The 23,695-nt window shown below is 62.2% G+C and carries 20 protein-coding genes and 1 pseudogene; 8 read left to right on the top strand and 13 right to left on the bottom strand.

Translation table 11 applies throughout. The annotated features are described in order from the left end of the window. Nucleotides 1-249 precede the first annotated feature (249 nt). Together ACTJLB_RS28095 and ACTJLB_RS28090 are read left to right on the top strand one after the other, a co-directional pair. Nucleotides 250-1,374 carry an ABC transporter ATP-binding protein gene (locus ACTJLB_RS28095; RefSeq protein ID WP_408422272.1) on the top strand — a complete coding sequence of 375 codons (1,125 nt, stop codon included), beginning with the start codon at nt 250-252 and terminating at the stop codon, nt 1,372-1,374. A 19-nt stretch (nt 1,375-1,393) separates the two neighbouring features. Further along, complete coding sequence (locus ACTJLB_RS28090) at nt 1,394-1,636, top strand: eCIS core domain-containing protein (protein WP_408422761.1); 243 nt, start codon at nt 1,394-1,396, stop codon at nt 1,634-1,636. Between the two features lie 589 nt (nt 1,637-2,225). Here ACTJLB_RS28090 and ACTJLB_RS28085 read toward each other — a convergent pair. Continuing rightward, nucleotides 2,226-2,672 (bottom strand): carboxymuconolactone decarboxylase family protein, encoded by a 447-nt coding sequence (locus ACTJLB_RS28085; RefSeq protein ID WP_062885775.1) that lies wholly within the window; start codon nt 2,670-2,672, stop codon nt 2,226-2,228. A 161-nt stretch (nt 2,673-2,833) separates the two neighbouring features. On the opposite strand from ACTJLB_RS28085, the gene pdxR reads away from it, so the two are divergent. Then, nucleotides 2,834-4,276, top strand: coding sequence for a MocR-like pyridoxine biosynthesis transcription factor PdxR (gene pdxR, locus ACTJLB_RS28080; protein WP_408422275.1), 1,443 nt, complete (start codon nt 2,834-2,836; stop codon nt 4,274-4,276). Nucleotides 4,277-5,499: 1,223 nt separating this feature from the next. On the opposite strand, the gene ACTJLB_RS28075 is transcribed toward pdxR, so the two are convergent. The 7 genes from ACTJLB_RS28075 to ACTJLB_RS28045 all read right to left on the bottom strand — a co-directional run bounded on the left by ACTJLB_RS28075 (nt 5,500) and on the right by ACTJLB_RS28045 (nt 13,663). Further along, on the bottom strand, nt 5,500-5,697 hold the full coding sequence (locus ACTJLB_RS28075) for a hypothetical protein (protein ID WP_408422278.1): 198 nt from the start codon (nt 5,695-5,697) through the stop codon (nt 5,500-5,502). 235 nt (nt 5,698-5,932) lie between these two features. After that, entirely contained in the window at nt 5,933-7,561 is a 1,629-nt protein-coding gene (locus ACTJLB_RS28070; RefSeq protein ID WP_408422281.1) for a carboxylesterase/lipase family protein, read from the bottom strand. Between the two features lie 25 nt (nt 7,562-7,586). After that, nucleotides 7,587-8,723 (bottom strand): porin, encoded by a 1,137-nt coding sequence (locus ACTJLB_RS28065; protein ID WP_440785214.1) that lies wholly within the window; start codon nt 8,721-8,723, stop codon nt 7,587-7,589. 40 nt (nt 8,724-8,763) lie between these two features. Beyond that, the gene (locus ACTJLB_RS28060; RefSeq protein ID WP_408422286.1) at nt 8,764-9,687 is read right to left on the bottom strand and encodes a VOC family protein; all 924 of its coding nucleotides are present in this window, start codon (nt 9,685-9,687) and stop codon (nt 8,764-8,766) included. A 15-nt stretch (nt 9,688-9,702) separates the two neighbouring features. Continuing rightward, a complete protein-coding gene (locus tag ACTJLB_RS28055; protein ID WP_408422288.1) occupies nt 9,703-10,551 on the bottom strand; it encodes a fumarylacetoacetate hydrolase family protein in 849 nt (282 codons plus the stop codon). A gap of 37 nt (nt 10,552-10,588) precedes the next feature. Continuing rightward, nucleotides 10,589-11,929, bottom strand: a complete 1,341-nt coding sequence (locus ACTJLB_RS28050) for an MFS transporter (protein ID WP_408422291.1) — start codon at nt 11,927-11,929, stop codon at nt 10,589-10,591. 45 nt (nt 11,930-11,974) lie between these two features. Further along, nucleotides 11,975-13,663: an FAD-dependent monooxygenase gene (locus tag ACTJLB_RS28045; RefSeq protein WP_408422293.1), complete on the bottom strand. Its 1,689-nt coding sequence runs from the start codon at nt 13,661-13,663 to the stop codon at nt 11,975-11,977. Between the two features lie 101 nt (nt 13,664-13,764). Between ACTJLB_RS28045 and ACTJLB_RS28040 the strand changes: the two genes are divergently transcribed. Then, nucleotides 13,765-14,679: a LysR family transcriptional regulator gene (locus ACTJLB_RS28040; RefSeq protein ID WP_408422295.1), complete on the top strand. Its 915-nt coding sequence runs from the start codon at nt 13,765-13,767 to the stop codon at nt 14,677-14,679. A 615-nt stretch (nt 14,680-15,294) separates the two neighbouring features. Beyond that, a complete protein-coding gene (locus ACTJLB_RS28035) occupies nt 15,295-15,657 on the top strand; it encodes a type VI lipase adapter Tla3 domain-containing protein (RefSeq protein ID WP_440785224.1) in 363 nt (120 codons plus the stop codon). 193 nt (nt 15,658-15,850) lie between these two features. On the opposite strand, the gene ACTJLB_RS28030 is transcribed toward ACTJLB_RS28035, so the two are convergent. Next, the gene (locus tag ACTJLB_RS28030) at nt 15,851-17,362 is read right to left on the bottom strand and encodes an FAD-dependent oxidoreductase (protein ID WP_408422298.1); all 1,512 of its coding nucleotides are present in this window, start codon (nt 17,360-17,362) and stop codon (nt 15,851-15,853) included. A 47-nt stretch (nt 17,363-17,409) separates the two neighbouring features. Between ACTJLB_RS28030 and ACTJLB_RS28025 the strand changes: the two genes are divergently transcribed. Then, complete coding sequence (locus ACTJLB_RS28025; RefSeq protein ID WP_440785213.1) at nt 17,410-17,907, top strand: MarR family winged helix-turn-helix transcriptional regulator; 498 nt, start codon at nt 17,410-17,412, stop codon at nt 17,905-17,907. 165 nt (nt 17,908-18,072) lie between these two features. Then, a pseudogene (locus tag ACTJLB_RS28020) lies at nt 18,073-18,392 on the top strand (transposase domain-containing protein); the annotation flags it as partial. Between the two features lie 53 nt (nt 18,393-18,445). Here ACTJLB_RS28020 and ACTJLB_RS28015 read toward each other — a convergent pair. Continuing rightward, on the bottom strand, nt 18,446-19,156 hold the full coding sequence (locus ACTJLB_RS28015; RefSeq protein WP_408422304.1) for a TetR/AcrR family transcriptional regulator: 711 nt from the start codon (nt 19,154-19,156) through the stop codon (nt 18,446-18,448). On the opposite strand from ACTJLB_RS28015, the gene ACTJLB_RS28010 reads away from it, so the two are divergent. Continuing rightward, nucleotides 19,101-19,850 carry an SDR family oxidoreductase gene (locus tag ACTJLB_RS28010; RefSeq protein WP_408422307.1) on the top strand — a complete coding sequence of 250 codons (750 nt, stop codon included), beginning with the start codon at nt 19,101-19,103 and terminating at the stop codon, nt 19,848-19,850. The two genes, ACTJLB_RS28015 and ACTJLB_RS28010, sit on opposite strands and share 56 nt — an antisense overlap. Before the next feature lie 99 nt (nt 19,851-19,949). Here the strand turns inward: ACTJLB_RS28010 and ACTJLB_RS28005 are convergent, their stop codons facing one another. The 3 genes from ACTJLB_RS28005 to ACTJLB_RS27995 form a co-directional block, all read right to left on the bottom strand. Next, a complete protein-coding gene (locus tag ACTJLB_RS28005; protein WP_440785212.1) occupies nt 19,950-20,612 on the bottom strand; it encodes a GntR family transcriptional regulator in 663 nt (220 codons plus the stop codon). 11 nt (nt 20,613-20,623) lie between these two features. After that, complete coding sequence (locus tag ACTJLB_RS28000) at nt 20,624-22,255, bottom strand: HAL/PAL/TAL family ammonia-lyase (protein WP_408422313.1); 1,632 nt, start codon at nt 22,253-22,255, stop codon at nt 20,624-20,626. A gap of 431 nt (nt 22,256-22,686) precedes the next feature. Continuing rightward, nucleotides 22,687-23,694 (bottom strand): alpha/beta hydrolase, encoded by a 1,008-nt coding sequence (locus ACTJLB_RS27995; RefSeq protein ID WP_408422316.1) that lies wholly within the window; start codon nt 23,692-23,694, stop codon nt 22,687-22,689. Nucleotide 23,695 lies beyond the last annotated feature (1 nt).

Raw genomic sequence — 23,695 nt, 5'->3', positions numbered from 1 at the left:
GCTATGGGAAGGTGCGGCAGCGCACATCTCCGGTAATGCGCCCTCCGGCTCGAGCATGCCGGAGGTGACGCCTGCCCTCTCTCCGCATCACTTGTAATTTGCGTTTTACAAATGTATATTTTGGCGCACACCTGTTGTCAAGAAGAAAATCGTGAAGTTCTTCATGGTGCGTTGCGACAGCACGGCAAAACGGCTTGTTGTTCGATGTTGCGCACCCGTCACGGAGCAGCACATGGGCAGGAGACATGCATGAGCGCCGTACATCTGCAGCAGATCCGCAAGGCTTTTGCGGGCACCGAGGTGCTGAAGGGCGTCGACATCGACGTGAAAGAACACGAATTTCTTGTGTTTGTCGGACCATCGGGCTGCGGCAAATCCACGTTGTTGCGCAGCATTGCAGGACTCGAACGTATCGATTCGGGTCACGTCGTCATACAAGGCGAGGACGTGACGGAGCTGGAGCCATCGCAGCGCGGCGTTGCCATGGTGTTCCAGTCTTACGCGCTATATCCGCATATGTCGGTGTACGAGAACATTGCGTTCGGATTGCGCATGATCAAACTGCCCGAAGCGCAGATCAAGGAGCGCGTGCATCGCGCCGCAGAGATCCTGCAGATCGGTCAATTACTCGAGCGGCGCCCGCGCGCGCTGTCGGGTGGCCAACGACAGCGCGTAGCAATTGGGCGCTCTATCGTGCGTGAGCCGAAGGTGTTTCTGTTCGACGAGCCGCTGTCGAATCTCGATGCTGCGCTGCGCGTGCAGATGCGTCTGGAACTGATCAAGCTGCACAAGCAACTCAACGCCACGATGATCTACGTCACTCACGACCAGACCGAAGCCATGACGATGGCTGATCGCATCGTCGTGCTCAATCACGGTCAGGTCGAGCAAATCGGTTCGCCGCTGGAGCTTTATCGCAAGCCGCGCAATCGCTTCGTCGCGGGTTTCATCGGCTCGCCGAAGATGAACTTCCTCGATGTGCAGGTGCGCAGCCAGGACGCGCATCGCGTAACGATCGAACTGCCTGGCGGCGCGTCGCTCGACGTGCCGTGCAGTGGCGATGCCGCCGAGCGCGGGCAAACGCTCGTGCTCGGCATTCGTCCCGAGCATTTCGTCGAAGCGGCGAATGAGCAGGTCGATAGCGCGCTAACGGGCGAAGTCATGGTAATCGAGCATCTGGGCAGCGAAACGCTGCTGCACGTGCGTCTTGCGGACGATCGGGTGATCCAGGTGAAGGGTTCCGGCGAATCGGCCGCTGAGGAAGGGCAACTGCTGAGAGCGGGATTTTCGCTACGGCATGTGCATCTCTTCCGGCCAGACGGTGCGGCCCTCCAGCCCGGCTGGGCAGTGCATGACGAGCTTCGCGTGAACTGAAGCGCGGTTGTACGACGAGATGGAGCGCCGCTTTGGCCGAGACCTCTGGCAGGTCTGCATCCATGCTGATCGCGGTACACAGCGTTCCGCAGGAACGATCGGCGCACGCGCCTACACATTCGTAGACCGTATTAATGCTGTCACCGTTGCGACAATAAATTTGTCAATCTGCGGTCGTGCGGCGGGTCATAGCCTAGAAAGCCTTGCCGCATACGAAATCGACGGAGCGAAATATAAGTGTCAACTGCAGGCGCAGATGTGATGAAGCGACTGCCCGGTACGCGCCACTCCACACCGAAGGCAATCGGCTTGTCTCCCCCCCGCCGCCCCGGCTGCCGGACTTCCGAGCTCGGCCAGCAGCCGGTCGAGGCGTCTATCCACTTTGCATGCCCGAGGTCTCGTCCGTCCCTTCGCAATGGCCGGTTTCCGGCGAGCAAATTGACAGCGGTATTGCCTCATGGCGGCCATGAGCGGCCGGTCGAGGTCGTCGTCCAGTTTGGCTGACCGAGGCCTCGTCCGCCCTCGCTCAATGGCCGGTCTTCGATTAGCAGATCGCAGGTGGCATTGCCTCCACGCGGCCCAGAAGCGGCCGCACAAGACGCAAGGAGAGTGACCATTTCCTGGCGGATGACCGCCGGTCAGATTCGATTGACTCGGACGCTATGGACCGAGCCTTAGCCTGGAAACGGCGGGTGCACATGACCTCCGGTATCTGCCCCGCCCCTTCTACATGAGGTCGCAACTGGCTGATGTATTTTCAGTAGCCGCTGCGGCAATTAACCGTATCCATTGGCTTGACGACACAGCGCGGATTTAGTTGGATAGCGTCGGCGTCCGATGCCTCTGTGAACTCACGTCCTGGCGGCGACCGGGAGTCGGAATGGGGCGCCGAGACGGTTGAAGGCGTTCATCGCGGCAATCGTTATCGTGAGGTCGACAAGTTCCTTCGGCGAGAACGCCGCCGAGGCCGCCGCATAGGCTTCATCTGAAGCATGCGTTTCGCTGACGAGAGTCACCTCTTCAGCCCAAGCCAAGGCGGCGCGCTCCTGAGCGGAGAACAGGTGCGGGACTTCGTCCCACACGGGCACCAGCGTCACCTTGTCGATGGACATGGTCTTTCTAAGATCGCGACTGTGCATATCGATGCAATGGGCACATCCGTTAATCTGTGAAACACGGAGGAACACGAGATGAATGAGTTCCTCGGGCAGGTTGGTGCTTTTGGTCACATAGTGATGGACACCGAAAAGCGCTTTTGCGCCGTCCGGTGCGATCTCGCTCCAGTTCAAGCGTGTCATCTTCGTCCTTTGCCGTTTGGCCATAAAATAACGTCTCTTGCGTCACGGTCGCGGGTTGGTTACTTCCCCTTCGCGCGTGACTCATGACATAACGCGACGTTACTAGCCCGAGATTACGGACAACAGGCCCAAGAATTGGCGAAATGACTGAGCCAAAGACTATGCCCACGCTTGCGATCGAGATAGACCGTACTGCGGCGGCGCCCGTTGGCGAGCAGATCTACGCGAGCCTCAGGCAAGCGATTGTCGACGGCCGTCTTCAACCCGGAAGACGGTTACCCTCTGGAAGGGATCTCGCTGCGCAGCTCGGCGTCGCGCGCGGAACGATTCTGGTGGCCTACGAGCGGCTGGCTTCCGAGAAGCTAGTGGTCGGCGCAGGCTCTGCCGGCACACGCGTCTGCGCGCAACTTCCTCCAGCGCCAACCGCGACCGAGATTCCGCTCGATGGGCCACTGGATGCCTTTACACGACCGTATTCGAGCGCGCCACTACCGTTCCAGATGGGCGTACCGGCTCACGATGCATTCCCCGCCAAGGTCTGGGCTCGAATGCGAGCGCGGGCTGTCCGTGCGGACGCCACCGGATACACGACCTACGCCGACCCTCGCGGCGAGCGCGACTTGCGCGCACAGATTGCCAGTCACCTGGCCATCAGCCGACAGATTCAATGCCATCCCGATCAAGTTATTGTGACCAGTGGATACCGTCACGGACTGATGCTTACACTGATCGCGCTCAGAGCTCACGGTCGCACCGCGTGGATCGAAGAACCGGGCTATCCGATCGGAAGGAAAGCTCTGGAGCTGGCGGGGCTCACGGTTGCCCCCATCTCCGTAGATGTCGAGGGATTACGTGTCGAGGAAGGCATCGCTCGTGCTTCGCATGCCGCGTTAGCGCTGGTCACGCCCGGCCAACATGCGCCGCTGGGCGTCGCCCTCTCGCCGATGAGAAGACGTACCCTGCTCGAATGGGCTGAAGCAAAGGATGCCTGGATCATCGAAGATGACTACCTGGGCGAACTACAGTTGGTCGGACGGGCGGCGCCCGCCCTGGCTGCGGGTGATGGCGCGCAACGCGTGATCCACATCGGCGCATTCAGTAAGACAATCAGCCCCGCGCTGGGCCTCGGCTTCGTCGTCGCGCCGCGCGCACTGGCCGAACGCGTTGTCGAAACAGTTTCAGTAATGGCACCTGCTCCGAATAGGACGACACAGCTGGCACTAACGGAGTTTCTCGCAGATGGACACTTCATGCGCCACCTCCGACACATGAAGAAGGTCTACGCTGAGCGCCGCCATCTCGCTGTTGAACTGCTCAGAAAGCGATTCACGGAGGTCGTGGAATCGGGATTGGGGTTGATTGTCAAGTTGCCTGATGGCGTCGATGACCTGGAAATCGTTCATTCCGCGCGCAAGCAAAATCTTGCACCGTCAGCGCTGTCTGCGTGGTACCTGCGGACAGAGCTCGCGAGGAACGGCCTACTTTTGAGCGTAACGAATCTTCGGCCCGACAGCATCCGTGCGGCGTGTGATGCGCTCGAAGATGTTGTTTCAGCACGCATATCGCAACATCGAGGCGTCGATGCAAGCCATCGTTTCTTTTGATCGGCTTGGAGGGACCGGTATTGAGAGCTTTGCGGTCATCCGTCTCAGCATATCTGCGGTCCACTTCGGGTCGTGAGTACGCACTGCCGACTGGCCGCTTCCGGGAAGCGGAAATCCACTGGCCGCTTTCCGGCGATGAATTTGAAGAGCGGGCTGACGCAGCCCGACCCCTTGCGGCCGTTCGACGCTCGGGAGGCCGGACGTCCCTTGAAGAAGTTCAACGGTCAGTCGCTCGCGGCAGTCGCCAGCGCCTTACCGGCCTTCCCTTGAAAGCGAGCAGGGCGTGCGCTTAAATGGAAAACGCGTGAGCCCGAGCAGCGGTTCAAGTTTGCAGAAAACTATGCGCAATTGCTTTGTACCCTTTCGAGGCTTCAGTGAATGTACTTTCAACAATCGTTTGGCTTAACCGTGGTTGCCCTCTGCGCAACATTAGCGAATCCGTGGCGAAGTCCCGCCGGTTGCTTTTACTGGATCAAACCAGCTGAGGCCGTCTGGATACAGGTTGCCATGTTGGCGCTCGCAGTTATATCGGCATTTTGTAAGCGAAGCGATGGCGGTGTGTCAGATTATCTTCAAACATACAGACGCTGACACAGGAGAACATCGCACTGACGCAGGAGGTTCTTGCGCGCGTCGCTGATATCCAGGGCCCTAGATTGCAGTCCGGTCGCTCGGTGAGCTACGGGGGCGTGGGCAGAATGTTCAGTGGGTCGAGACTGGCGCCTGCGTCGGCGAAAGCGCCAACGGGACTGGCTGGAGCGTCAGGCAACGTAGGGTCGCGCAAGCGTGAATTTCCCGATGCATACTGCCGGCCGTAGCCCCGCGGTGTTCGACGGTGGACTCGCGTACGATCCAGCACGTCGGCCGCCCGTGCGGCGTCTCCGTTTTGCGACAGTGGACCCGACAGCTTTCCGAATTTGGAAGAAGCGTGAGAGGCGTTAGTGATGCTTGGCAGACGCAGCATCAACTTACCTCGGTTTCGTGGGCGGAGCATGTGTCATCGCTCGGCTTTTCATCCCCGCCGTCTAGCTGCCGTCATCGTCAAGTTGACAAAGCCCTCGTATGTAGAAAGGCGCGGCCCCCGGGCCTGCCGGACCGCTATGTTGAGCTGCTAAGCCTCTGGACGGTCGTAATCAGTGAGTTTCGACGTACCGCTGTACGAAGCCCGGGCTTATTTGCCACACGTGCGCGCCCATCCAGATATGCTATGGATAGCCCGGTAACTAGGTCTCCGGAAAGGTGATTAGGCTCACGCCGTTGCCGGCGGCCTCGTTGATCAGCTCAATGGTCTTGTCGATGCTGGCGTCAAGATCGTGCCAGACTGGAACAGCTAAAAACCGGCCGATAGTTCGGATGAGTGAGAAGCACGGCAATCCGTTCTTGGAAGCTGGTGGAAGCCGAGCTGACTTCAATTGATTCATGGGGAAGAACACGGCTGGGCCGAAGCGACGGTCCGCTATGGTCGAGAACGCGACCGTCCCCCCCCTATCATGAAGACGCGATAACGCCGGTTAAGATGAGTTTCCAGCAAATTTCACGTAGCAGCAGCCTACGCTCCTCGCTTATAACCGTTGAGGTCGCAAGCAAGAGCACCCCGGACGTTTGGGGGAGCAGAACCGGGCCGTGCTGTTGGCCCGATGCCGCTCTCAAATAGGCTCAAGGCGCACTTACTGCGATCACCCCATCGACCCTGAACCTGTCGAGAAACTGATAACGCGCTGTCCCCTCCTCGGGCCCCGCCTGCATGACCGCGCCGAGGCGCATCGTCTGGCTTCCCGCGCCCGCATAGCGCGGCCACCGAGGCAGACCCGAGGCGTTTGGATCGCCGGTGCGGGCGAAGTTCGTCCAGTAGGACTGCATGGCGTCCGATACGGCGAGATCCTGACTGCCCGGAATCACGCCGTTCGCGGGCGGCAGGTTGCCGAAGACATAGGGCACGTCCGTCGCGTGAGTCGCGACGGGGTTGTACGCCGAGGTGTGCTCGAAGTGGTATACATACACGGGCGAACGCCCTGTCCGCAATTGCTGCGTGGCCCAGCCCCACGTCTGATACTTGATCACTTGATCGCCGATCAGCGCCAGCGCGGACTTCGCCGCCTCGTCGGGCGACCCCGCCGGATACGCTTGCAGGAAGGCGGGAAGGTTCGCCGCGCCGAACTCGCGGGCGGCGGCATCGGTGAACGCCTGTACCGTCTGATGCGGCAACGCGCGGCTGGCGAATGCAGCAGCTTCGTCGCTGTTCCAGCCGACGAGAATCGGCACGTCGTTCTGCCGCCCGTTCATGAAGCGCACGTAGGGATTTTCAGGCAGCACATAACCGTCGACGAGCGGCGAGAAGTTTGTCACGCCGGGATCGGTCGCGAAGGTCCAGTTCGTCGCGCTCTGCAACTGTTGCGCGGGTATCGCGCGCAACTGACCGAGCGTGGTCGCGCCGAGCCGATTCCCGAGCGCGATGCCCATCGCTTGCGCATCGGCATAGGGCTTCATCTCGCCGTGCTCGCTTTCCCAGAACGCACCGCTCTCGCCGATCGCCTTATGGAACAGACCCGACGCCAGTGGCGACGCCATCAGCAGACCGATCGCATGCGCGCCCGCCGATTCGCCGAATACCGTCACGTTGCGGGGGTCGCCACCGAACGCCGCGATGTTCGTCTTCACCCATGTCAACGCCGCGATCTGATCCTCGATGCCGTACATGCCCGACTTATGGCCGCCCAATTCGGTGTCGAGATCGGGACGGGACAGATGTCCGAGCACGCCCAGTCGATAGTTGATCGTGACGACGACCACGCCCTTCTTCGCGAGCGAGGTGCCGTCGAGCGAATCGCTGGAACCCGTGCCGAACTGGAAGCCTCCGCCGTGGATATAGACCATGACGGGAAGCTTCGCGCCGCGCGTCTTCGCGCTGCTCCAGACGTTCAGGAACAGACAATCCTCGCTAACGCCATCGGTCGAAATCGCGCCGCCGAAGGGCGCTGCGGCCCAGCATTTCGCGCCGAACTTCGTGGCGTCGCGCGTATCGGTCCACGCAGGCGCGGGCTGCGGCTCCTTCCAGCGCAGATTGCCCACGGGCGCGGCCGCGTAAGGAATGCCCCTGAAGTTCACGACGCCCGATGCATCGGCGGCATTCCCGCTCAGCTTGCCCGACGCGATGGTCACGTGATTGTCGAGCGTTTGCGTCGCGGGATCGGGCGCGTCGTCGTTGCCGCCGCATGCGCTCACGATGCCCGCCATGGCGAGCAGCGCCATCGTGTTTCGCATCGCGCGATCCGAGGTTCGATTCATGCTGCCTCCTTTGTCGTTATATGGGTCAGAACGAGTGCCTGATGCCGGCCATCACGCCGAGCTGACTCACGCCCGCGTTCGGCGTCGTGCCCGGGCCGCCCTGGCTCAACGTGTAGCGCGCCTTCGCGCTGTTGAACACGTAGCCGCTTTGCAGATACACCGCCGTGCGCTTGGAGAGCAGATAGGTGCCGCGCAGGGCGGTGAGCGTTGCGCGCGTGTCCTGGTCTGTGTCAATCGTGCGATAGACGCCGCCATCGATCACCACCGTCGGCGTCACGTAGTACGTGCCTGTGAGATAGAAGATGTCGGTGCGCACATCGGCGAGCGTCGGCGCCACGGTTTCCACGCGCCGACCGAGCCAGCCGCCGCCCACCTTCAGCTGGCCGACCTTGAAATAGCCGTTGATTTGCGTGCGAGCGTCCTTGTCGCCGCTGTTGGTCAGGCGAATCGGCGTCGTGCCGTTGAAAATGTTGGCCGCCGCACCCGGACCGCCGCGCTGCTCGTCGTACGATGCGGCGACGCCGAATGCGCTCGCGTCATAGCGCAGGAGCACCGACCACTGCCGGCATGCGTTGAAGTCGCCGGGAATCGCGCCGGCGCACGTGCCCTGTCCGGGCGAGTTGCCGGTGCCGGCGGAATCGCGGCCGAACGCATATGTGCTGCCGATCGTGACGCCACTGAACGTGCCCTTGTACGCGACAGTGTTGTCGCTGCGCGCATTTGGGATGTATGAATCGATCGAGCCGACGCCGCCGTAGATGTCCGGCCCAAGCTGATCGGCATCGACGATGGCCCAGTAGCTCATCGTGTACTGGCGCCCGAAGCTCAGCGTGCCGAAGCGGCTCGACACGCCCACCCACGCCTGACGGCCGAAGAGCCGCCCGCCCTGATTGATGTCGCCAGAGCGCACGTTGAAGCCGTTCTCCAGCGTGAAGATCGCCGCGTAGCCGCCGCCGAGATCCTCGGTGCCGCGCAGTCCCCAGCGCGACGGCACCGAACCGGTGATGCCCGGCATGCGCACGACCTTGTTGTCGGTGGGTCCGGCATGCGTGACGAGCTCGATGCCGGTGTCGAGAATCCCGTAGAGCGTGACGCTGCTCTGCGCGTGCGCGCCGCAGCTGAGCGCGAGCGCGCCCGCTACCGCCATCATCTTTTGCTTCATGTCTCCGTCCTGTTTTCGTTTTGTCGTGATGCGAGAGGCTTCACGCCTCGGTGTTGCGTATGAAGTTGTCGGGCACGGGCGGTCCCCACAGGTAAAGCGAATCTTCCGGCTCGAAATTGCCGGCGGCCCACGTGTGTCCCGCCGAGATGAAGTCGATGTCCGCCGAGTACTCGCAGAACGAGCCCCAGGGATCTTCGACGTAGTAAAAGTAGTTCGAGCCGAGCACATGCCGTCCCGTGCCCCAGCCTTTTGCGAAGCCCGCGGCGGCCATCTGCGCGGCCCCTTCGCCGACGCGGTTCACGTCGTCGACGTCCCACGCCGCGTGATGCCAACCGCGCGCGCTGCTCTTCGCGAACGCGACGAGGTGATGATCGCTGCCGTGCGGCGCATGCGTGAACGCGATGATGTCGAGCGATCTGTCGGAAAGACGCAGGCCCAGCGCCGCGCCGTAGAAGTCGAGCGCGCGCGGCACGTCGGGCGAGAACAGCAGTACGTGCGAGAGCCGGTTCGGCCGGACCTGCTTCACGGCGGATCGCGCGCAGTTGCCGCGCCGGTCCGCCGGCGTTCCTTCGATCCCGTGCGGCGTCTTCGATGAAGGGCTCGTCTTCGGTCCCGGCTTTACCTGAATCAGATTGCCGTCGGGATCGTGGAACCAGAAGCCGATGCCGTCTCCCGCGACGAACCCGGCCCCAGCCGCACGCGTCTGAGCGCGCAGCGCGTCGAGATCATGGTCGAAGCAGTTGAAGCTCAGGTACGCGAGCGACTTGCCCGCCGCCGGAAGAATGCGCGCCCAGCGCTGACCATCGGCGGCGCGCAGTTCGAGCTGGCCCGCGTCCGCACGCGCGACATCGAGCCCGAAGGCGGTGTAGAAACGCTCCGCATCGGCGATCGAGGGAACGTTGAGCGCGAAGTGATCGATCGAATGCACACTCGCATGCGGCGATGACGGTCTCGGTTCTGCCATGTCGGCCTCCATGTCTCAGCGCGGCTGCTCGTCCGCAATGACGTTGCGCAGCGTGCCCATGCGCTCGACGCTCACTTCGCAAATGTCGCCCGCCTTCATCAGGAGCCTGGGCATGCGCGCCCAGCCGATGCCCGACGGCGTGCCTGACACGATCACGTCGCCCGGCTCGAGCGTGATCGCCTCGCTGATGATGCTGATGAGCGAGGCCACGTCGAAGACCATCTCGTCGGTGTTCGCGGACTGCACCACCTTGCCGTTCACGCGCGTTTCCAGCAGCAATCCCTTGATGCCCTCCGGAAGCTCGTCCGGCGTGATGAGATCCGGACCGAACGCGCCGGTCGCATCGAAGTTCTTGCCGACGGTCCATTGCGGCGTCTTGAACTGATACTCGCGCACCGAGCCGTCGTTGAAGAGCGCATAGCCCGCGACGCAATCGAGCGCTTCGTCCTTCGCGATATGACGGCCGCCTTTGCCGAGCACGACCGCGATCTCGCCTTCGAAGTCGAGTCCTTCCGAGTCGGCGACGGCCGGCCGGATCATCGGCTGATCGTGCGCGACGAGGCTCGTGTTCACGCGCAGGAAGAGCGTCGGATACGTCGGCTGCTCGTAGTTGCTTTCCTTCGTGTGATCGGCGAAGTTGAGGCCTACGCACAGGATCTTCGGCGGACGCTGCAGCGGCGGCAGCAGTTGCAGGGCCGCCATCGGCAGCTTCTCTTCGGTGGCGTTCGCACGCGCCCATTCGACCAGGTCGACGCCGCGCGCCAGCACGGATTCCAGCGGCTCCCTGCCGAGCACGCGCACGTCGTCGCCATCGCGCACGCCGAGCGTCGCGCGTCCATCGTTCATGAAATTCACCAGCCGCATTTCTTGATCCTTTTTGCAGAGAAACCGAGTTGTGCCGTCACGTCTGAGAGGCGTTCCTGGCGCGATACATCCAGCCGTTCACGAGCATCGCCAGCCCGGCGATGACGACCGGCGCGGCGAACACTGCGAACGCAGTCGTCAGCGAGTGAAACGCGACGAGCAGCACGCCGCCCGTCATCGAGCCGATGATCGAGCCGATGCGCCCGACGCCGAGCGCCCAGCTCACGCCGGTCGCGCGCGCCGAGGTCGTATAGAAACCGGCGACCAGCACGTTCGCCCCGGTCTGTGCGCCCGAGAGCCCGAAGCCCGCCATGAACACAGTGAGGTAGACGAGCAGCGGATCCTCGATCGCGAAGCCGATCAGCGCAATCGCGACCGCCGCGATCGCATACGAGCCGGTCAGCACGAAGAATGGATTCGTGCGATCCATGAGCCGTGCGTTGACGAGCGAGCCGATCGTGCCGCCGAGCGGCAGCATCGCCCCGACGCGCGCCGCGTGGGATGCGTCGATGCCCGCGCTCGTGATGACCGTCGGCAGCCAGCTGCTGACCTGGTAGTAGACCCAGAGCGTGCAGAAGAACGCGAGCCACAGCAGCAGCGTGCCCGCGCGATACCGCGCGGAGAACAGCACGCCGACCGCGCTTTCTTGCCGCGCTCCGCGCTTCGCGTCTTCGGGCGCGACGGCTTCGAAGGGCGTGTCGGCGTCGCCGGTCAGGCGCTCCATCACGCGGCGCGCTTCGTTTGCATAGCGCGGCTTGCCCGACATGAAGCGAATCGACTCGGGTAGCCACAGCCAGATGACCGGCGCGAGCAGCAGCGGGAACACGCCGCCGAATACGAACACGCCCTGCCATCCGAAGCCCGGCAGCAGCAGCGACGCGACCGCGCCGCCGCCCGCGAGACCGAGCGTGAAGCCGCAGAACATCAGCGTGACGAGCATCGCGCGGCCGCGCGGCGGGCTGAACTCGGACGATAGCGTGATCGAGTTGGGCATCGCGCCGCCGAGTCCCGCGCCGGTCAGAAAGCGCAGCGCGATGAGCCATCCCGCCGACGGCGCATAGGCGCATGCGAGGCTGCCGACACCGAACAGGATCAGCGAGATCGTGATGACGCGCTTGCGCCCGATCCGATCCGCGAGCGGCCCGAAAAGAAAGCTGCCGACCGTGAGGCCGAACAGGCCCGCGCCGAAGATCGGACCGAGCTGCGCCGGCGTGAGCGACCATTCGGACTTCAGCAGCGGCGCGACATAGCCGACCGACGCGACATCGAAGCCATCGGCCGCGACAACGAGAAAGCAGAGTAAGAGCGTGAGCACGTGTAGCGGCGATGTCTTCGCGGCGTCGGCGATACTTCGGGGTGCAACGGATTGCGCTTGCATATTGTCGTCTCCAGTGTGTTTCTTATGGCGTATGCGACGCTGCGGCTATTGCGCGGCGAGCGCCGCTTCCGTCTCTGGCTGCGCGTGCCCGGCGGTGCGCCGGGCCGCTGCCTCGAATTCGCCATCGAGCGCGTTGCCGCGCCACGCGACGTGCTGGTCTGGCCGGATCAGCACATACGCGGCGTCGTAGGCCCGCGCGACCTCGGCTTCGTCGATGCGCACGACGGCGAGTTGCACGAACGCGCGCGCGGCACGCTGCACGGCTTCGTGATCGAAGGACGCGCCATTGGCGTTCGTGCAGAGCAGCGTGAAACCTCGGCCAAAGCGGTCGTAGAGCGAGCGGCCATCGGCGAGCCAGACGTGCGGCGCGCGATGTCCGGCGCGCGCGCTCGGCAGATACAGGTTCGCGGAGTCAGGCGGCGGTGCGCCCTCTTCGGTCCTGACGAGCGGCGACGCTTCATACCGCATGCCAAGATGAACGCCCGGAATGACGAACTCGCCCCTTGCATGAAACGCGAGGTAGTCGCCGATGGCCGCGCGCGCCGCATCGCCTGCCGCGCCCGCTTCGTAAGCGACGGCGGGAAGCCGCACGTGCCCAATGCTGTCGGCAAAACCGCGCGCAAACGCCGTGTTGCGCAAGGCAGCCGGCCGGCGCTCCGCTTCGTAGCTCGCGCCGAGCGCAGTGCCCGCGAAGCCCTTCACCATCGCTTCGAGCTTCCACGCGAGATTCGCCGCGTCTTCGATGCCCGTGTTGTAGCCGAGGCCGCCCGTCGGCGTGAACAGATGCGCGGCGTCACCGGCGAGAAAGACGCGCTTGTCTCCGAAGCGCTCCGCAACCAGGGCGAAGCCCGCTGTCCACGTCGAACTGCTCTTCACGACGAACGGAATGTCCGCGCCGATCGCGTCAGCGATGCGACGGCTCACGGTGTCCTCGTTGGCCACTTCGCCGTCGCGCAACTGCACGTTCATGATGAAATGACCCGCTCCGTCGACCGCGATGATGAGCGCGCGTTGCCGAGGGCTGAAGGTCCAGTACTGCCACGCGGGAGCGTGCGCGCTCCGGCGATAGATTTCCGGCGCGTAGAAATAGACTGCGTCCATCTGGCCGCCAAAGAACTCGCGCTTCTCGCCGGCCATGCCTTCCAGACGAATGCCGAGCGATTTGCGCACGAAGCTGCGCGGGCCGTCGCAGCCGATCAGATAACGTGCGGTCACGGTGCGTGTCGCGGCGGGACGCGTGTCGGTGGCATCGAGTTCCACAGTGGCTGTGACCGAATCATCGCCTTGCGAAAAATCCACGACGCGCGACGCGAACTGCACGCCGCATCCCGCATTGAGCGCCGCATCGAGTAATACGGGCTCCACATAGAGTTGCGAGCACCGATGCGGCGGCTCGGGCGTCGGCCAGGTGAAGGCATGCCCCTTTGCCCATTCGACCGCATCGCGCGAGGCAGGCTGGCGCAGCCGCGCCAGTTCGTGGCCCGCGATGGACGTGAAATACGCGACGTCCGGGGCATAGTCCGCGGGCAGGCCGAGCGAGCGCACCTTCGACGCGATGCCGATGCGCCGGAAGTGCTCCATCGTCCGCGCGCTGTTGGCGTTGGCGGCGGGATGGCGACTGGTGCCAGACTTCGCATCGAACAGTTCGACGCTCACGCCGCGCTGCCCGAGTTCGGCGGCGAGAAACAGCCCTACGGGGCCTCCGCCTACGATGATGACTTCGCAATCCAGCACTTCCGTCTCCTGTTTTTAGTCAAGCTGGATGCGAAGTTAAACGCGTTGACTATATAAATCTATACAATGACTTTCATATCCAGAATGAATTGGATTCATACATGCAGACGCCCGACCTGAACTTTCTGTACGTGCTGCAGGCGCTCGATGAAGAGCGGAGCGTGTCGCGCGCTGCCGACCGTCTCGGACTCACGCAGCCCGCCGTGAGCCACGCGCTAGGGAAACTCCGTACGCTCTTTGGGGACGATCTGTTCGTGCGCGCGGGCTCCGTGATGGCGCCGACGCCCGTGGGCGAGCGGCTCGTCGAGGGCGTCGCGCATGTGCTCACGGTGGTGCAGGACGAGATCTGGAGCGCGAAGGCCTTCGATGCCGCGACCACCACGCGCGCGTTTTCCGTGTGTCTCAGCGACATGGGCGTGATCGTGCTGCTGCCGCGTCTGCTGGCGGCGCTGCGCGAGCGCGCGCCGAACGCCGTGTTGAAGCCGATCCAGCTGCCTTCGCTTGAACTCGCGAGCGCGCTGCAGGACGGCGCGCTCGATCTCGCGGTCGGCTATCTCGGCAAGATGGGCGAGAACCTGCATCAGCAGCCGCTGTTCCGGCGCTCGCTCGTGGGCATCGTGAAGGGCGGCACGACGCGGCGGAAGGTCCGCATGACGCTCGACGAGTTCGTCGCGCGCAAGCATGTCGTCGCGGGCACGCTGGCGCTGACGAATCAACTGCTCGAAAAGGAATTGCGGCGGCTGGGCGCGAAGCTGAAGGTGGGCGTCGACGTGCCCTATCTGCTCGCGGTGCCGAGCCTCGTCGCGACATCGGATTTCGTTGCCGCCGTGCCGGATGAGCTCGCGGAACTGTTCGCCCGGCTCGCGAACGTCGATGTGTTCCCGCTGCCGATCCCGCTTCCCGATCTCACGGTGCAGCAGTTTTGGCACGCACGGCATCACAACGATGCAGGACATCGGTGGTTCAGGCGGCTTGTGAGCGAGACGCTTGGACAGACCGGTTCGGGTTTACGCTGAAGGGTTGTGCGTTGCAATCACGTCCGAGCCGGGACTTGCGACTGCTTCATCGGCTTGGCCGGCCGAAGCAAAGTCGTCAAAGTCTGCTTTTGCGAGGCATCCTAGCAGCTCTTGCACGATCGTCGTTGGAAGTCTCGTGGCAGCGTCCTCTGCCGCGAGCTTTGAAAGTAAGCGCCTCCACCGGCGTCTTCAAGACAAAACCTGCCTGTGCGATTGTGGAAGTGCCGAGCGAGGGCAATGCGATGGTCCTTGCGCATCGCTGATGTTCCGCGAAATCCGAAGTTGATCGGCTCCAGCAAAGGCCAACGCATCGCGCACAGCGATACGACGAGCCAGCAAGACTTGCGTTGAACACGTAGGGTGTCTAGCCACGTCTTGCTGCATGCGATACCGACCCATCACTCGAAGACACGTCTGCGAGTCAATGATGGTGATCGGTACAAGATGATCCACCACACTGGGCCAAACGGCCATTCGCTTACGCGTCGTCGCGTGCGAGAATCTAGCGCTCCAAAGCCCGCCCGGCGCTGCCGCGTGAGCTGCAACCGTCATTGCCATTGTAATCACCGCACCAACCATCGTTTTCTTCAGCCGTCGAGTCCGTGAGAGGCACGGATCGCTGATCCGCCGCCTGACTCGCTCCAACTGCGTGGCGTCGGTCTGCGGGTCGACATCTCGGCGCAGACCGACGTCTGGCAGTGGCTGAAGGCACAGAAGGACGCACATCACAGCGTACTGTCAAAGAATCCGGCCGGCTATCCGGGCGACGCATTAGACTCCGGGCAGCAGGCGCGCTGGCCGTACGGGTTGCATACCGCGAAGCGGGCTGCCCCGCCGTGCTGCTTTCAAGGCGCCAAAAGACGGATTTGCTGCGGTCCACCGTGCCCCCGACGCTCGCTTCGAAGATTTGCGTTTTGCCGAGAACGAGTATGGTGCCGCAGCAGATACCGTTTCGGGTATCCATCGACTGGTCCTTAGACAGTCGGAAGCCTGCAACCGTGATTCCTTTGTAAAGCACGACACATTGCCTTAATGTTCTCGTGCGAATTCTCCATAGGTTCAGTTGGTCTTGCCTGTCGATATGAGGCTCAACCAGACTTACGCCCAACAGAACAGAGCGTGCCGGACAGCCTGGGCGGGAGGCGTCGGCCAAGAGCGAACTGTCGCCGGCTCAGCCACGACGGTTCGGTCGACACGCCAAGCCGACCTCCTCGAGATAGCTTTCGAGCTCGCCGGCTTCGTCGGAGCCGAAGATCGCGCCGACATAACCATCAGGCCGAACCAGCACCCACTCGCCCGGTGCAAGGTCATACGCGTCGCGTAGATGGCCACCGTCGTCTGAAAGCTCGTGTCCGGCTCCGACGTGATGGATGTGGAGGTTGCTTCGGGGGATTACGATTTCGCGGGTCGTTTCATAGCCAATCAGGCTCCAGTGCGCACCGGCGAACAGATCGAACAGGCGTCGGGGACAACCGGCCGCCCCGCGCAGCGGCGCGTCCGGCGCCCGGTCGCCAGGGAGCAGGATGCCGGTCCGTGATGACGGCTCGAAGGTGATCGCCGATTCCGGATAACCGATGTCGAGCTGATGGACTTCGCGTCCGCGGCGCATGGAGCCGCGCTTCTGCGCTTCGAGCAGCCGGGTTGAGAGGCCCAGCATCTGTTCGGCCACCGGCCGCCTCTCTTCCTCGTATGTATCGAGCAGCCTGTCGGGAGCGCCGCCTAGCACCGCCGCCAGCTTCCAGCCGAGATTGTACGCATCCTGAACGCTCGTATTGAGGCCCTGGCCGCCAGTGGGTGGGTGGACGTGCGCGGCATCGCCGATCAGGAATATGCGACGGACGCGATAGCGATCCGCCAGGCGGGCGCTCATCGTATAGGCCGAGGCCCACGACACCGACTGAACATGGATATCGTCGCGTCCGGATCGCTCCGACACCATCGCATTGAGCGCGTCGATGGAGAGGTCCACTTCGCCTTCCGGCGGGATTGCGGCCTGAACCTGAAATAGATCGGTCCCGGCGAGCGGGCAGAGCGACATCAACCGCCGCATGTCGCCGGCATGATACTGATGCCACGCGTCGCGGTTTAGCCCGACCAGATCGACATCAGCCACCATCGCACGCACGCCCATCGTCTTCCCGGGAAAGTCGATGCCGAGCGCCCTACGAATGAAGCTGCGTCCACCGTCGGCCGCTATCAGATAAGAAACTTGGATCACCTCCTCGCCGGCACGACTGACAAGACGCGCGACGACGCCGTGCTCATCCTGCTCGAGGCTGATCAGTTTGCACCCGAACTCGACGCGGCCGCCAAGCTCGGCGAGGCGTTCGCGCAGCAGTCGCTCGGTCAGGAACTGCGGGAGCATGAGGGGGACATGGTAGGGCTCGGCCGGCGTCGGCGGTTCGATTTCGAAGGGCGGATCGGTGTAACTGCCGTCATCGTTATATGTACGCGGCGGCGGGTAGACGCCGCCAGCGGCAACGAGCCGGTCGAGAACCCCGAGGTCCTCGAATACTTCTTGTGATCGCGGTTGGATGCCCTTGCCGCGCCAGCCCGCGAACGGACGGTCCAGTTTCTCGATTAGCCGGAACGGCACGCCTCGTCTCGCCAGGTCGATGGCGAGGGTCAGGCCGGCGGCGCCGGCGCCGCAAATCAGGACTCGAGACAGGCTTTGCTCTTTCATTCGAACCTCTAATGTGTATAATGCACATATTAACGAGGACTCGACTGGTGTCAATAAATAAAGTGCATAACGCACATATTAAGGCGCTGCTTCCCTCCCTGCATGCGTCGCTGCTCGAAATCGTCACCGTGATGAACCGGCCGGAAAGGGACGAGGAGTTACTGGCATTGGCGGGCTTGACGCTTGAACGTGCGCTCTTCCCTCTGCTCGTCTTCGTCGAGCGCAAGGGACCGATCGGGGTCGTCGATCTCGCAGCCAGGGTTGGCCGCGATTACACTACGGTCAGTCGCCAGGTCGCGCGACTGGAAGAACTCGGCCTCGTCGAACGTCGTGCCGGTTCGGCGGACAAGCGCGTGCGCGAAGCGATTGTCACTCCGCGAGGAAAGTCGGCAACCGACGCCCTCGATGCCGCCCGCGAGACTATGGCGCTAAGCCTGTTCCAAGAGTGGTCTCGCGAGGACCTCGATGAGTTGGTGCGCCTGATGGGGAAGCTCGCCGAGGGCATGGCCAAGGAACCGGCACGGTCCAACCTGCCCGCCGACTAATCTTCGATGTGGGATCGCGTAGTCCTGGTGGTCATCGAGTGAAGCGGGCTTGGGTGCTGCGCTCGTGCGAGCCACGAGCTCCCCTGACTGAACAATGCAACTGTCCGCGCTGGTCTGCGTACTCAGTTACCCGGAACTGCAAAGTAGCACCGCCGGTTCCTTGCTGCGGACACGAGTCAGGGGATCCTATATGCGTTGAACCGATGGAAAGCGCTCACACGCTATTGCGATGACGGGCAGTTGGAGATCCACAATCTACCAGTCGAGCGCCCGTTACGCGGGGTGGCGATTGGCCCCGAAACTATGTGTTCCCTGACGCGGACTCCGGTGTCGAACGTGCCGCCGCGATCTACAGCCTTGTTGGCACCGCAAAATTCAACGGCATCGGTCCTGAGGCGTATCTGCGCTACGTGCTCGCGCGCCTCCCAGACCATGCCATCAACTGCATGGACGAACTCGCACCGTGGGCCGTTGCAGCTCAGCTCGCACGGCAGTCTGAGGATCCTGATTTCCAGTCAGGACGTCGCTGGTGCCGCGCTTACGTGTTGCCCATGCCATCGAAGAAGAGGTCAACCAGGTGGGTGACGCGTGACTTGCTTGTGCCGCCTTGCTCGACGGCAAGAGCGATCGCCGTCACGACACACACGAGATCGTCGATGGAGACGTCCTTTCGAACCGCCCCCGCCTTTTGGGCTCGCTCGAGCAGCCGGCATCCTTCTTCCCTGCCGGCGCGGCAGCCAGGAGTTCCTTCCTGTAAAACTGTTCCGAGCAACGCAGCTAGCCCGCGATAGTGGTTCGCGTGGCTCACGAGCTCCTTGACGAAGGCGCGTATGGAAGCGATCGGTTCGAGCTTGTCATCGCGTGCGCGGCTTGCTTCGGCAAGCGACAGCAGGCGCGCATCGCTGGCCGCGGCGAGGAGCGCGTCGCGCGTCGGGAAACGGCGGTAGAGCGTGCCGATACCAACGTTGGCGCGCTTGGCGATCTCGTCAAGTGAAACCTCAGCGCCACGTTCGAGAAACAGCGCTTCCGCCGCTTCGAGAATGCGTTCCCGGTTCCGGGCAGCATCGGCGCGCAGCGGTGCTTCGTCGGTCGTAGAACACTTTCTGTTCATCTTTGCCTTGATTTCTGTTGATAAGTGGATGATGCCTCCATATACTAAGTGGAGCAATCGTCCACTTACACAAGGAACGCATATGGCAAAGCGATTCGGGAACAAGGTTGTGGCAATCACCGGCGGCAGCGAGGGCATCGGCCTTGCGAGCGCCAGGCTTTTCGCGGACGAAGGCGCGCGGGTCTACATCATGGGGCGCAGGCAAGCTCGACTGGACGAGGCGATACAGGAAATCGGCAACGGTGCGGTGGGCGTTCGGGGGGACGCGAGCAACCTCGCCGACCTTGATCGACTGTATGAGCGCATCCAGCACGACCACGGCAGGCTCGACGTGGTTTTCGCAAATGCAGGCGTTGCCGAAGTAGAGCCGCGTCCGCTGGGCACCATCGACGAGGAGGGTTTCGACAGGCTTTTCGGCCTCAACGTGCGCGGCATGCTCTTCACTGTGCAGAAGGCCTTGCCGCTACTTTTGTCGGGTAGCGTTGTCGTCCTCAATGGCTCGGTGGCTGGCAGCAAAGGCTTTCCTGGCCAGTCGCTCTACAACGCAAGCAAGGCGGCTGTGCGGTCGTTTGCGCGAAGCTGGACGACCGACCTGAAAGAGCGAGGCATTCGCGTGAACGTCGTCTCGCCGGGCGGGACCGAGACAAGCCCCATGCGAAGCTACCTCGATGCGCGGCCTGGAGTCGAAGATATGCTGAACCAGCTCGTGCCGCTGGGGCGTCTTGGCCAGCCGGATGAAGTCGCGCGCGCCGTGCTCTTTTTGGCGTCGAGCGAGAGCAGCTATATCGCAGGCGTTGAACTGTTCGTGGACGGGGGGTCCATTGCCGTTTGAGCCCTCGATGTCACCGTCGCGCCGCTCTCGTCGGGCGGGCGCGGATTTCCGCGACGAGTAGGCGAGGTTGTGCCAGACGTACAAACGTGCGCGCCTGGCTCATTCGTCAGGCTGTGTGTGAAGAGAGCCCACCGCATCGACAAGAATGCACCCTGCGTCATCGATATGTTTTTCCATCAACGCACAGGCGCTCCGACCGTCTTTCGCTTTTATCGCTTCTAGAATCTCCAGATGCTCGTTTTCTGATTTGACGTCCCACTCAATCAGCGTCGACGTCGCATACATGTAGCGAAGTCGCGCCTCATGCAGGGCGTCAATATGTGAAAGTAGCCGAGGCATTTGGCAGGGTCGATAAATACTTGCATGAAATTCCCGGTTGGCGGCCTCCCACGTGCTGATGTCACGGGCCGTGTTCCCTTTGTGCATAGCGTCTTCTGCACACGTGATGTCATCTTGAGTCAGGTTCGGTATGGCGTACCGGAGCGCCAGAACCTCAAGTGCGGCACGCATCCGGGTAATTTCAATGATGGATGCCTGATCGAGCACTGGGACATACACGCCTTTACGCTCGCGCGAAACCAGCAGGCCGCGAGCTTCCAGACGCCTGAATGCTTCCCGGACCGGAACGTGACTGGCGTTGAACTCGTCTGCGATTGCCTCCTGCCGAACTCGCGCTCCCGGCCTAAGATCTCCCCGGATAATCTGTTCGGCCAGTGCCGCCGCAATGCGTGCAGGAAGTGAATCCGAACTGTCTACATCCACGTTTGCTTTCCCTATGCCGAAGGTGCCCAGATATCGCCGCAGACAACCGAAACCGCTTCATTCAGCGTGCCGTTTTGTACCAGGCATTTTACCGCTTCGACATCGTCGTGCACCCACCGATCGTTACCCATCATCGCAGGAACGACCGACCTGACTTTCTCCAGCGCGGTGGATGCGCCAAGGCCGAGCGGCAGGTGTGAGAGCGCTTGACGACTAATATCGAGCGCCTGAGAAGCAATCAGAACTTCGGTGCAGACAACCGCCTGGGCATTTTCGACAATCGTCCGCGTGCGCCGCGCAGCGAAACAGGAATTACTGATGTGGTCTTCCTGGTTACCTTTGGCAGGCAGACTCGTCACACTGGCTGGACTACATAGCCCGATGTTCTCAAGCACGAGTCCGGTACCCATACTCTGGATAACGGCAAAACCCGTGTTGATGCCCGGCTCGGTAGCTATCATGTTTCTCGGCAATCCGTAGTTGCAGGCCGGATCGATCAGCTGATTATTACGGCGATCACAGATGGCGCTAAGGTCGGTCATCACCAACGCAAGAAGGTCCATCGCTTGCGCAACGTATTGTCCGTGAAAATGCCCGCACGAGACGATGTCGTAGCCTGCACCGGAAGCGAATATCAACGGATTGTCCGTTGCGCTATTCATTTCGGTGACGAGTATGCTGTCAATGTAATCGAGTGCGTCAAGAACGGGCCCATAGACCTGTGGCGCGCAGCGGAACGAATAGACGTCCTGGATCCGCGGTTGGACCATGTCGCCCGGCGCGGCAAGAGCATCGATCGGAACGGCGCGTGCCTCGGTGGTGCATCGCATGGAGCCACTGAGCAGCGTGCGAATGGCCGCAGCGACGCGGCGCTGCCCCGGATGTGGACGCGCTAGCATGACACGGTCTTCAAAGCAGGCCCGCTCTGCCCGCATTGCCTCCAGCGACAACACCAGTGAGACCGTTGCGCTAGTCAGCAGGCGACGCGCGTCGAAAGCGGCGATGACCGCGTACGCCAACGACGCCGTCGAGCCATTGATTAATGCTGTCGCATCCTTTGCTTCAACATCGAAGGTAGCTGGAAGGCCCGATCGTTCAAATGCTGAGCGCGCGCTTGTTACGGCACCCTGGAACGTCACTTTCGATTGTTCCAGCCCAAGCAATGCAGCGCTCATGATCGCCAACGGTGCAAGGTCCCCGCTGGCACCGACGCTTCCTTTTGCCGGGATGACGGGCGTAATGCCCTCGTTGAGCATCGCGACAAGCCGCTCGACCACTGCGACGCGTATGCCGGAGTGATTGCGAGCAAAGGTGTTCACCCGGATCGCCATCATCGCGCGCACAACCTCGAGCGGCATGTTCTCGCCGGTGCTCGCGGAGTGCGAGTGAATAAGATTGCGCTGAAACCGCGCGATGTCCGAAGCGCTGATACGTTGATTCTTCAAGGCTCCTACCCCGGTGTTGAACGCATACATCAGGGGGGCGTCGTCGACCAGCCAGTTTTCCTCGATGAATCCTCGAGTCGACAACAGATTCGCCCGAGCCGCGTCAGACAGACGAACGCGAGCGCCGTGACGCGCGATCGCGATGATCTGGTCAATCGTCAGGTCAGAACCTGTGAGTGCGATTTCGTTTTTTGCCATGATGGCCTCGAGTGATTTTTATCTATTATCTATAGAAAAGGCTCGACTAGCAATCTTTTCGAGGATCGAAGGTTTTGGGTTTTCCCGTGGTGAGCGAATCAACGCGTAGCTTTGAGGTCACGCGCTTCGCGGCGAACGACTTTCCGGAGCGACGGTCAATGCATACGTGTGGTCACCTAGGAGCCGGTTGAGGCTGGGGCGGTGGCTAATGCGATGCACGGCCACGAGGTGTTGTTCCGGGAAAAACTGGATGCGGGGCGTGCCCGGAGCATGCCGCGCACCGGAGGGACAGCCCTTTGATTCGATCTCGCCCTTGCCCCACTCATCGCATTTATAGCCAGTCATCGGGGCACACGACTGTTTAGGCCGACAAGCCTGTCGACGAGAATCGCAATGAGTGTGGAGCTTCGGGGCGGGGGCCTGCGGTTGTGCTAGCGCTTCCCCGTTTCTTCCTGGAAAGTGCGGTCGTAGAAGTCCCGGATCGCCTGATACGCGAGCAAGCGATTTTTCTCGAGCAAAACGAGGTGCGTGGCTTCGCCTATTTCAGCCCACTGACGGTAGGGCGCGTTCCTGAGTTCGAGGAAAAGCGACTGCGCGAGGTCAATAGGCACATCGATATCCCACTCGCCATGGACAAGCAACACGGGCACACGAATCTCGGCCGGCTCGTAGTATTTTCGTCCCGCACGCCAGTAGTCACGGATATCCTGGATCGGGCCGTTACTGGCCCGCAACTGATGCGGCGCGCGCTCCCGGCTCCAGGGATCCTCGGCTAGCGCGAAATCGGCCCACTGCTCGAACCAACCTTCCGGGACCAGGCTCGCGCGTCCGTGTTCCGGCGCGGTGCTGAGCCAGCGCGCCTTGCTTTCGCGCACCGGAACCAGGCGCCACGCATCGAGCCTGCCGCCAGTGTCGATAGGAATCGGCTGATCGCTCAGCCACTGCGGCGCCAATAGGACCAGTTTATGGACCTTGTCGTTATTGCGGCTGGTATAGGCACCCGCCACTGTGCCGCCCCATGACATGCCAAATACCGATACTTTGTCCAGCTGTCGACGCTTGAGGACGTAATCGACCACGGTGCCGAGATCGGCCACACCGATGTCGGTGCCGACGACCGGAGGGCTCAGTTCCGCTGCCTGCTCCATCTCCGCCGGGCGTGTTGAATGGCCGTAGCCACGCACGTCGAGCGCATAGACGTCATATCCCGCCGCGGCAAGAAAGTCGATGAACGACATTCCGTTGAACGGAACGTCATACAGGCTTCCCGACGAAAAGGTGGCACCGTGAACCATGACGATGGTGCGTTCCGCCGTGAAGGTCTCGAGCGCGGCGGGGCGCTTGTTGCGAACGTAGAGGTCAATGCCGGGGGTACCGGTCGCTACGCGCAATTCCTCGAAGACAAGTTGCTGTCCTTTAACCACAATGTTCTGGCTCATG

Source organism: Paraburkholderia sp. 22098 (genome assembly GCF_052045935.1).
GTDB classification, from domain to species: Bacteria; Pseudomonadota; Gammaproteobacteria; order Burkholderiales; family Burkholderiaceae; genus Paraburkholderia; species Paraburkholderia caledonica.
Note: the sequence above shows the minus strand (reverse complement) of the source record. Positions and strands in the feature narration are given on the sequence as shown.

Excerpts from the sequence above, each read along its gene's own strand:
- ACTJLB_RS28040 (WP_408422295.1), top strand. The coding sequence starts at position 13,765 with ATGCAGACGCCCGACCTGAACTTTCTGTACGTGCTGCAGGCGCTCGAT.
- ACTJLB_RS28075 (WP_408422278.1), bottom strand. The coding sequence starts at position 5,697 with ATGAATCAATTGAAGTCAGCTCGGCTTCCACCAGCTTCCAAGAACGGA.
- ACTJLB_RS28060 (WP_408422286.1), bottom strand. The coding sequence starts at position 9,687 with ATGGCAGAACCGAGACCGTCATCGCCGCATGCGAGTGTGCATTCGATC.
- ACTJLB_RS28050 (WP_408422291.1), bottom strand. The coding sequence starts at position 11,929 with ATGCAAGCGCAATCCGTTGCACCCCGAAGTATCGCCGACGCCGCGAAG.
- ACTJLB_RS28030 (WP_408422298.1), bottom strand. The coding sequence starts at position 17,362 with ATGAAAGAGCAAAGCCTGTCTCGAGTCCTGATTTGCGGCGCCGGCGCC.
- ACTJLB_RS28085 (WP_062885775.1), bottom strand. The coding sequence starts at position 2,672 with ATGACACGCTTGAACTGGAGCGAGATCGCACCGGACGGCGCAAAAGCG.
- pdxR (WP_408422275.1), top strand. The coding sequence starts at position 2,834 with ATGCCCACGCTTGCGATCGAGATAGACCGTACTGCGGCGGCGCCCGTT.
- ACTJLB_RS27995 (WP_408422316.1), bottom strand. The coding sequence starts at position 23,694 with ATGAGCCAGAACATTGTGGTTAAAGGACAGCAACTTGTCTTCGAGGAA.
- ACTJLB_RS28095 (WP_408422272.1), top strand. The coding sequence starts at position 250 with ATGAGCGCCGTACATCTGCAGCAGATCCGCAAGGCTTTTGCGGGCACC.
- ACTJLB_RS28070 (WP_408422281.1), bottom strand. The coding sequence starts at position 7,561 with ATGAATCGAACCTCGGATCGCGCGATGCGAAACACGATGGCGCTGCTC.
- ACTJLB_RS28065 (WP_440785214.1), bottom strand. The coding sequence starts at position 8,723 with ATGAAGCAAAAGATGATGGCGGTAGCGGGCGCGCTCGCGCTCAGCTGC.
- ACTJLB_RS28000 (WP_408422313.1), bottom strand. The coding sequence starts at position 22,255 with ATGGCAAAAAACGAAATCGCACTCACAGGTTCTGACCTGACGATTGAC.
- ACTJLB_RS28015 (WP_408422304.1), bottom strand. The coding sequence starts at position 19,156 with ATGCCCTCGCTGCCGCCGGTGATTGCCACAACCTTGTTCCCGAATCGC.
- ACTJLB_RS28055 (WP_408422288.1), bottom strand. The coding sequence starts at position 10,551 with ATGCGGCTGGTGAATTTCATGAACGATGGACGCGCGACGCTCGGCGTG.
- ACTJLB_RS28010 (WP_408422307.1), top strand. The coding sequence starts at position 19,101 with ATGGCAAAGCGATTCGGGAACAAGGTTGTGGCAATCACCGGCGGCAGC.
- ACTJLB_RS28090 (WP_408422761.1), top strand. The coding sequence starts at position 1,394 with ATGGAGCGCCGCTTTGGCCGAGACCTCTGGCAGGTCTGCATCCATGCT.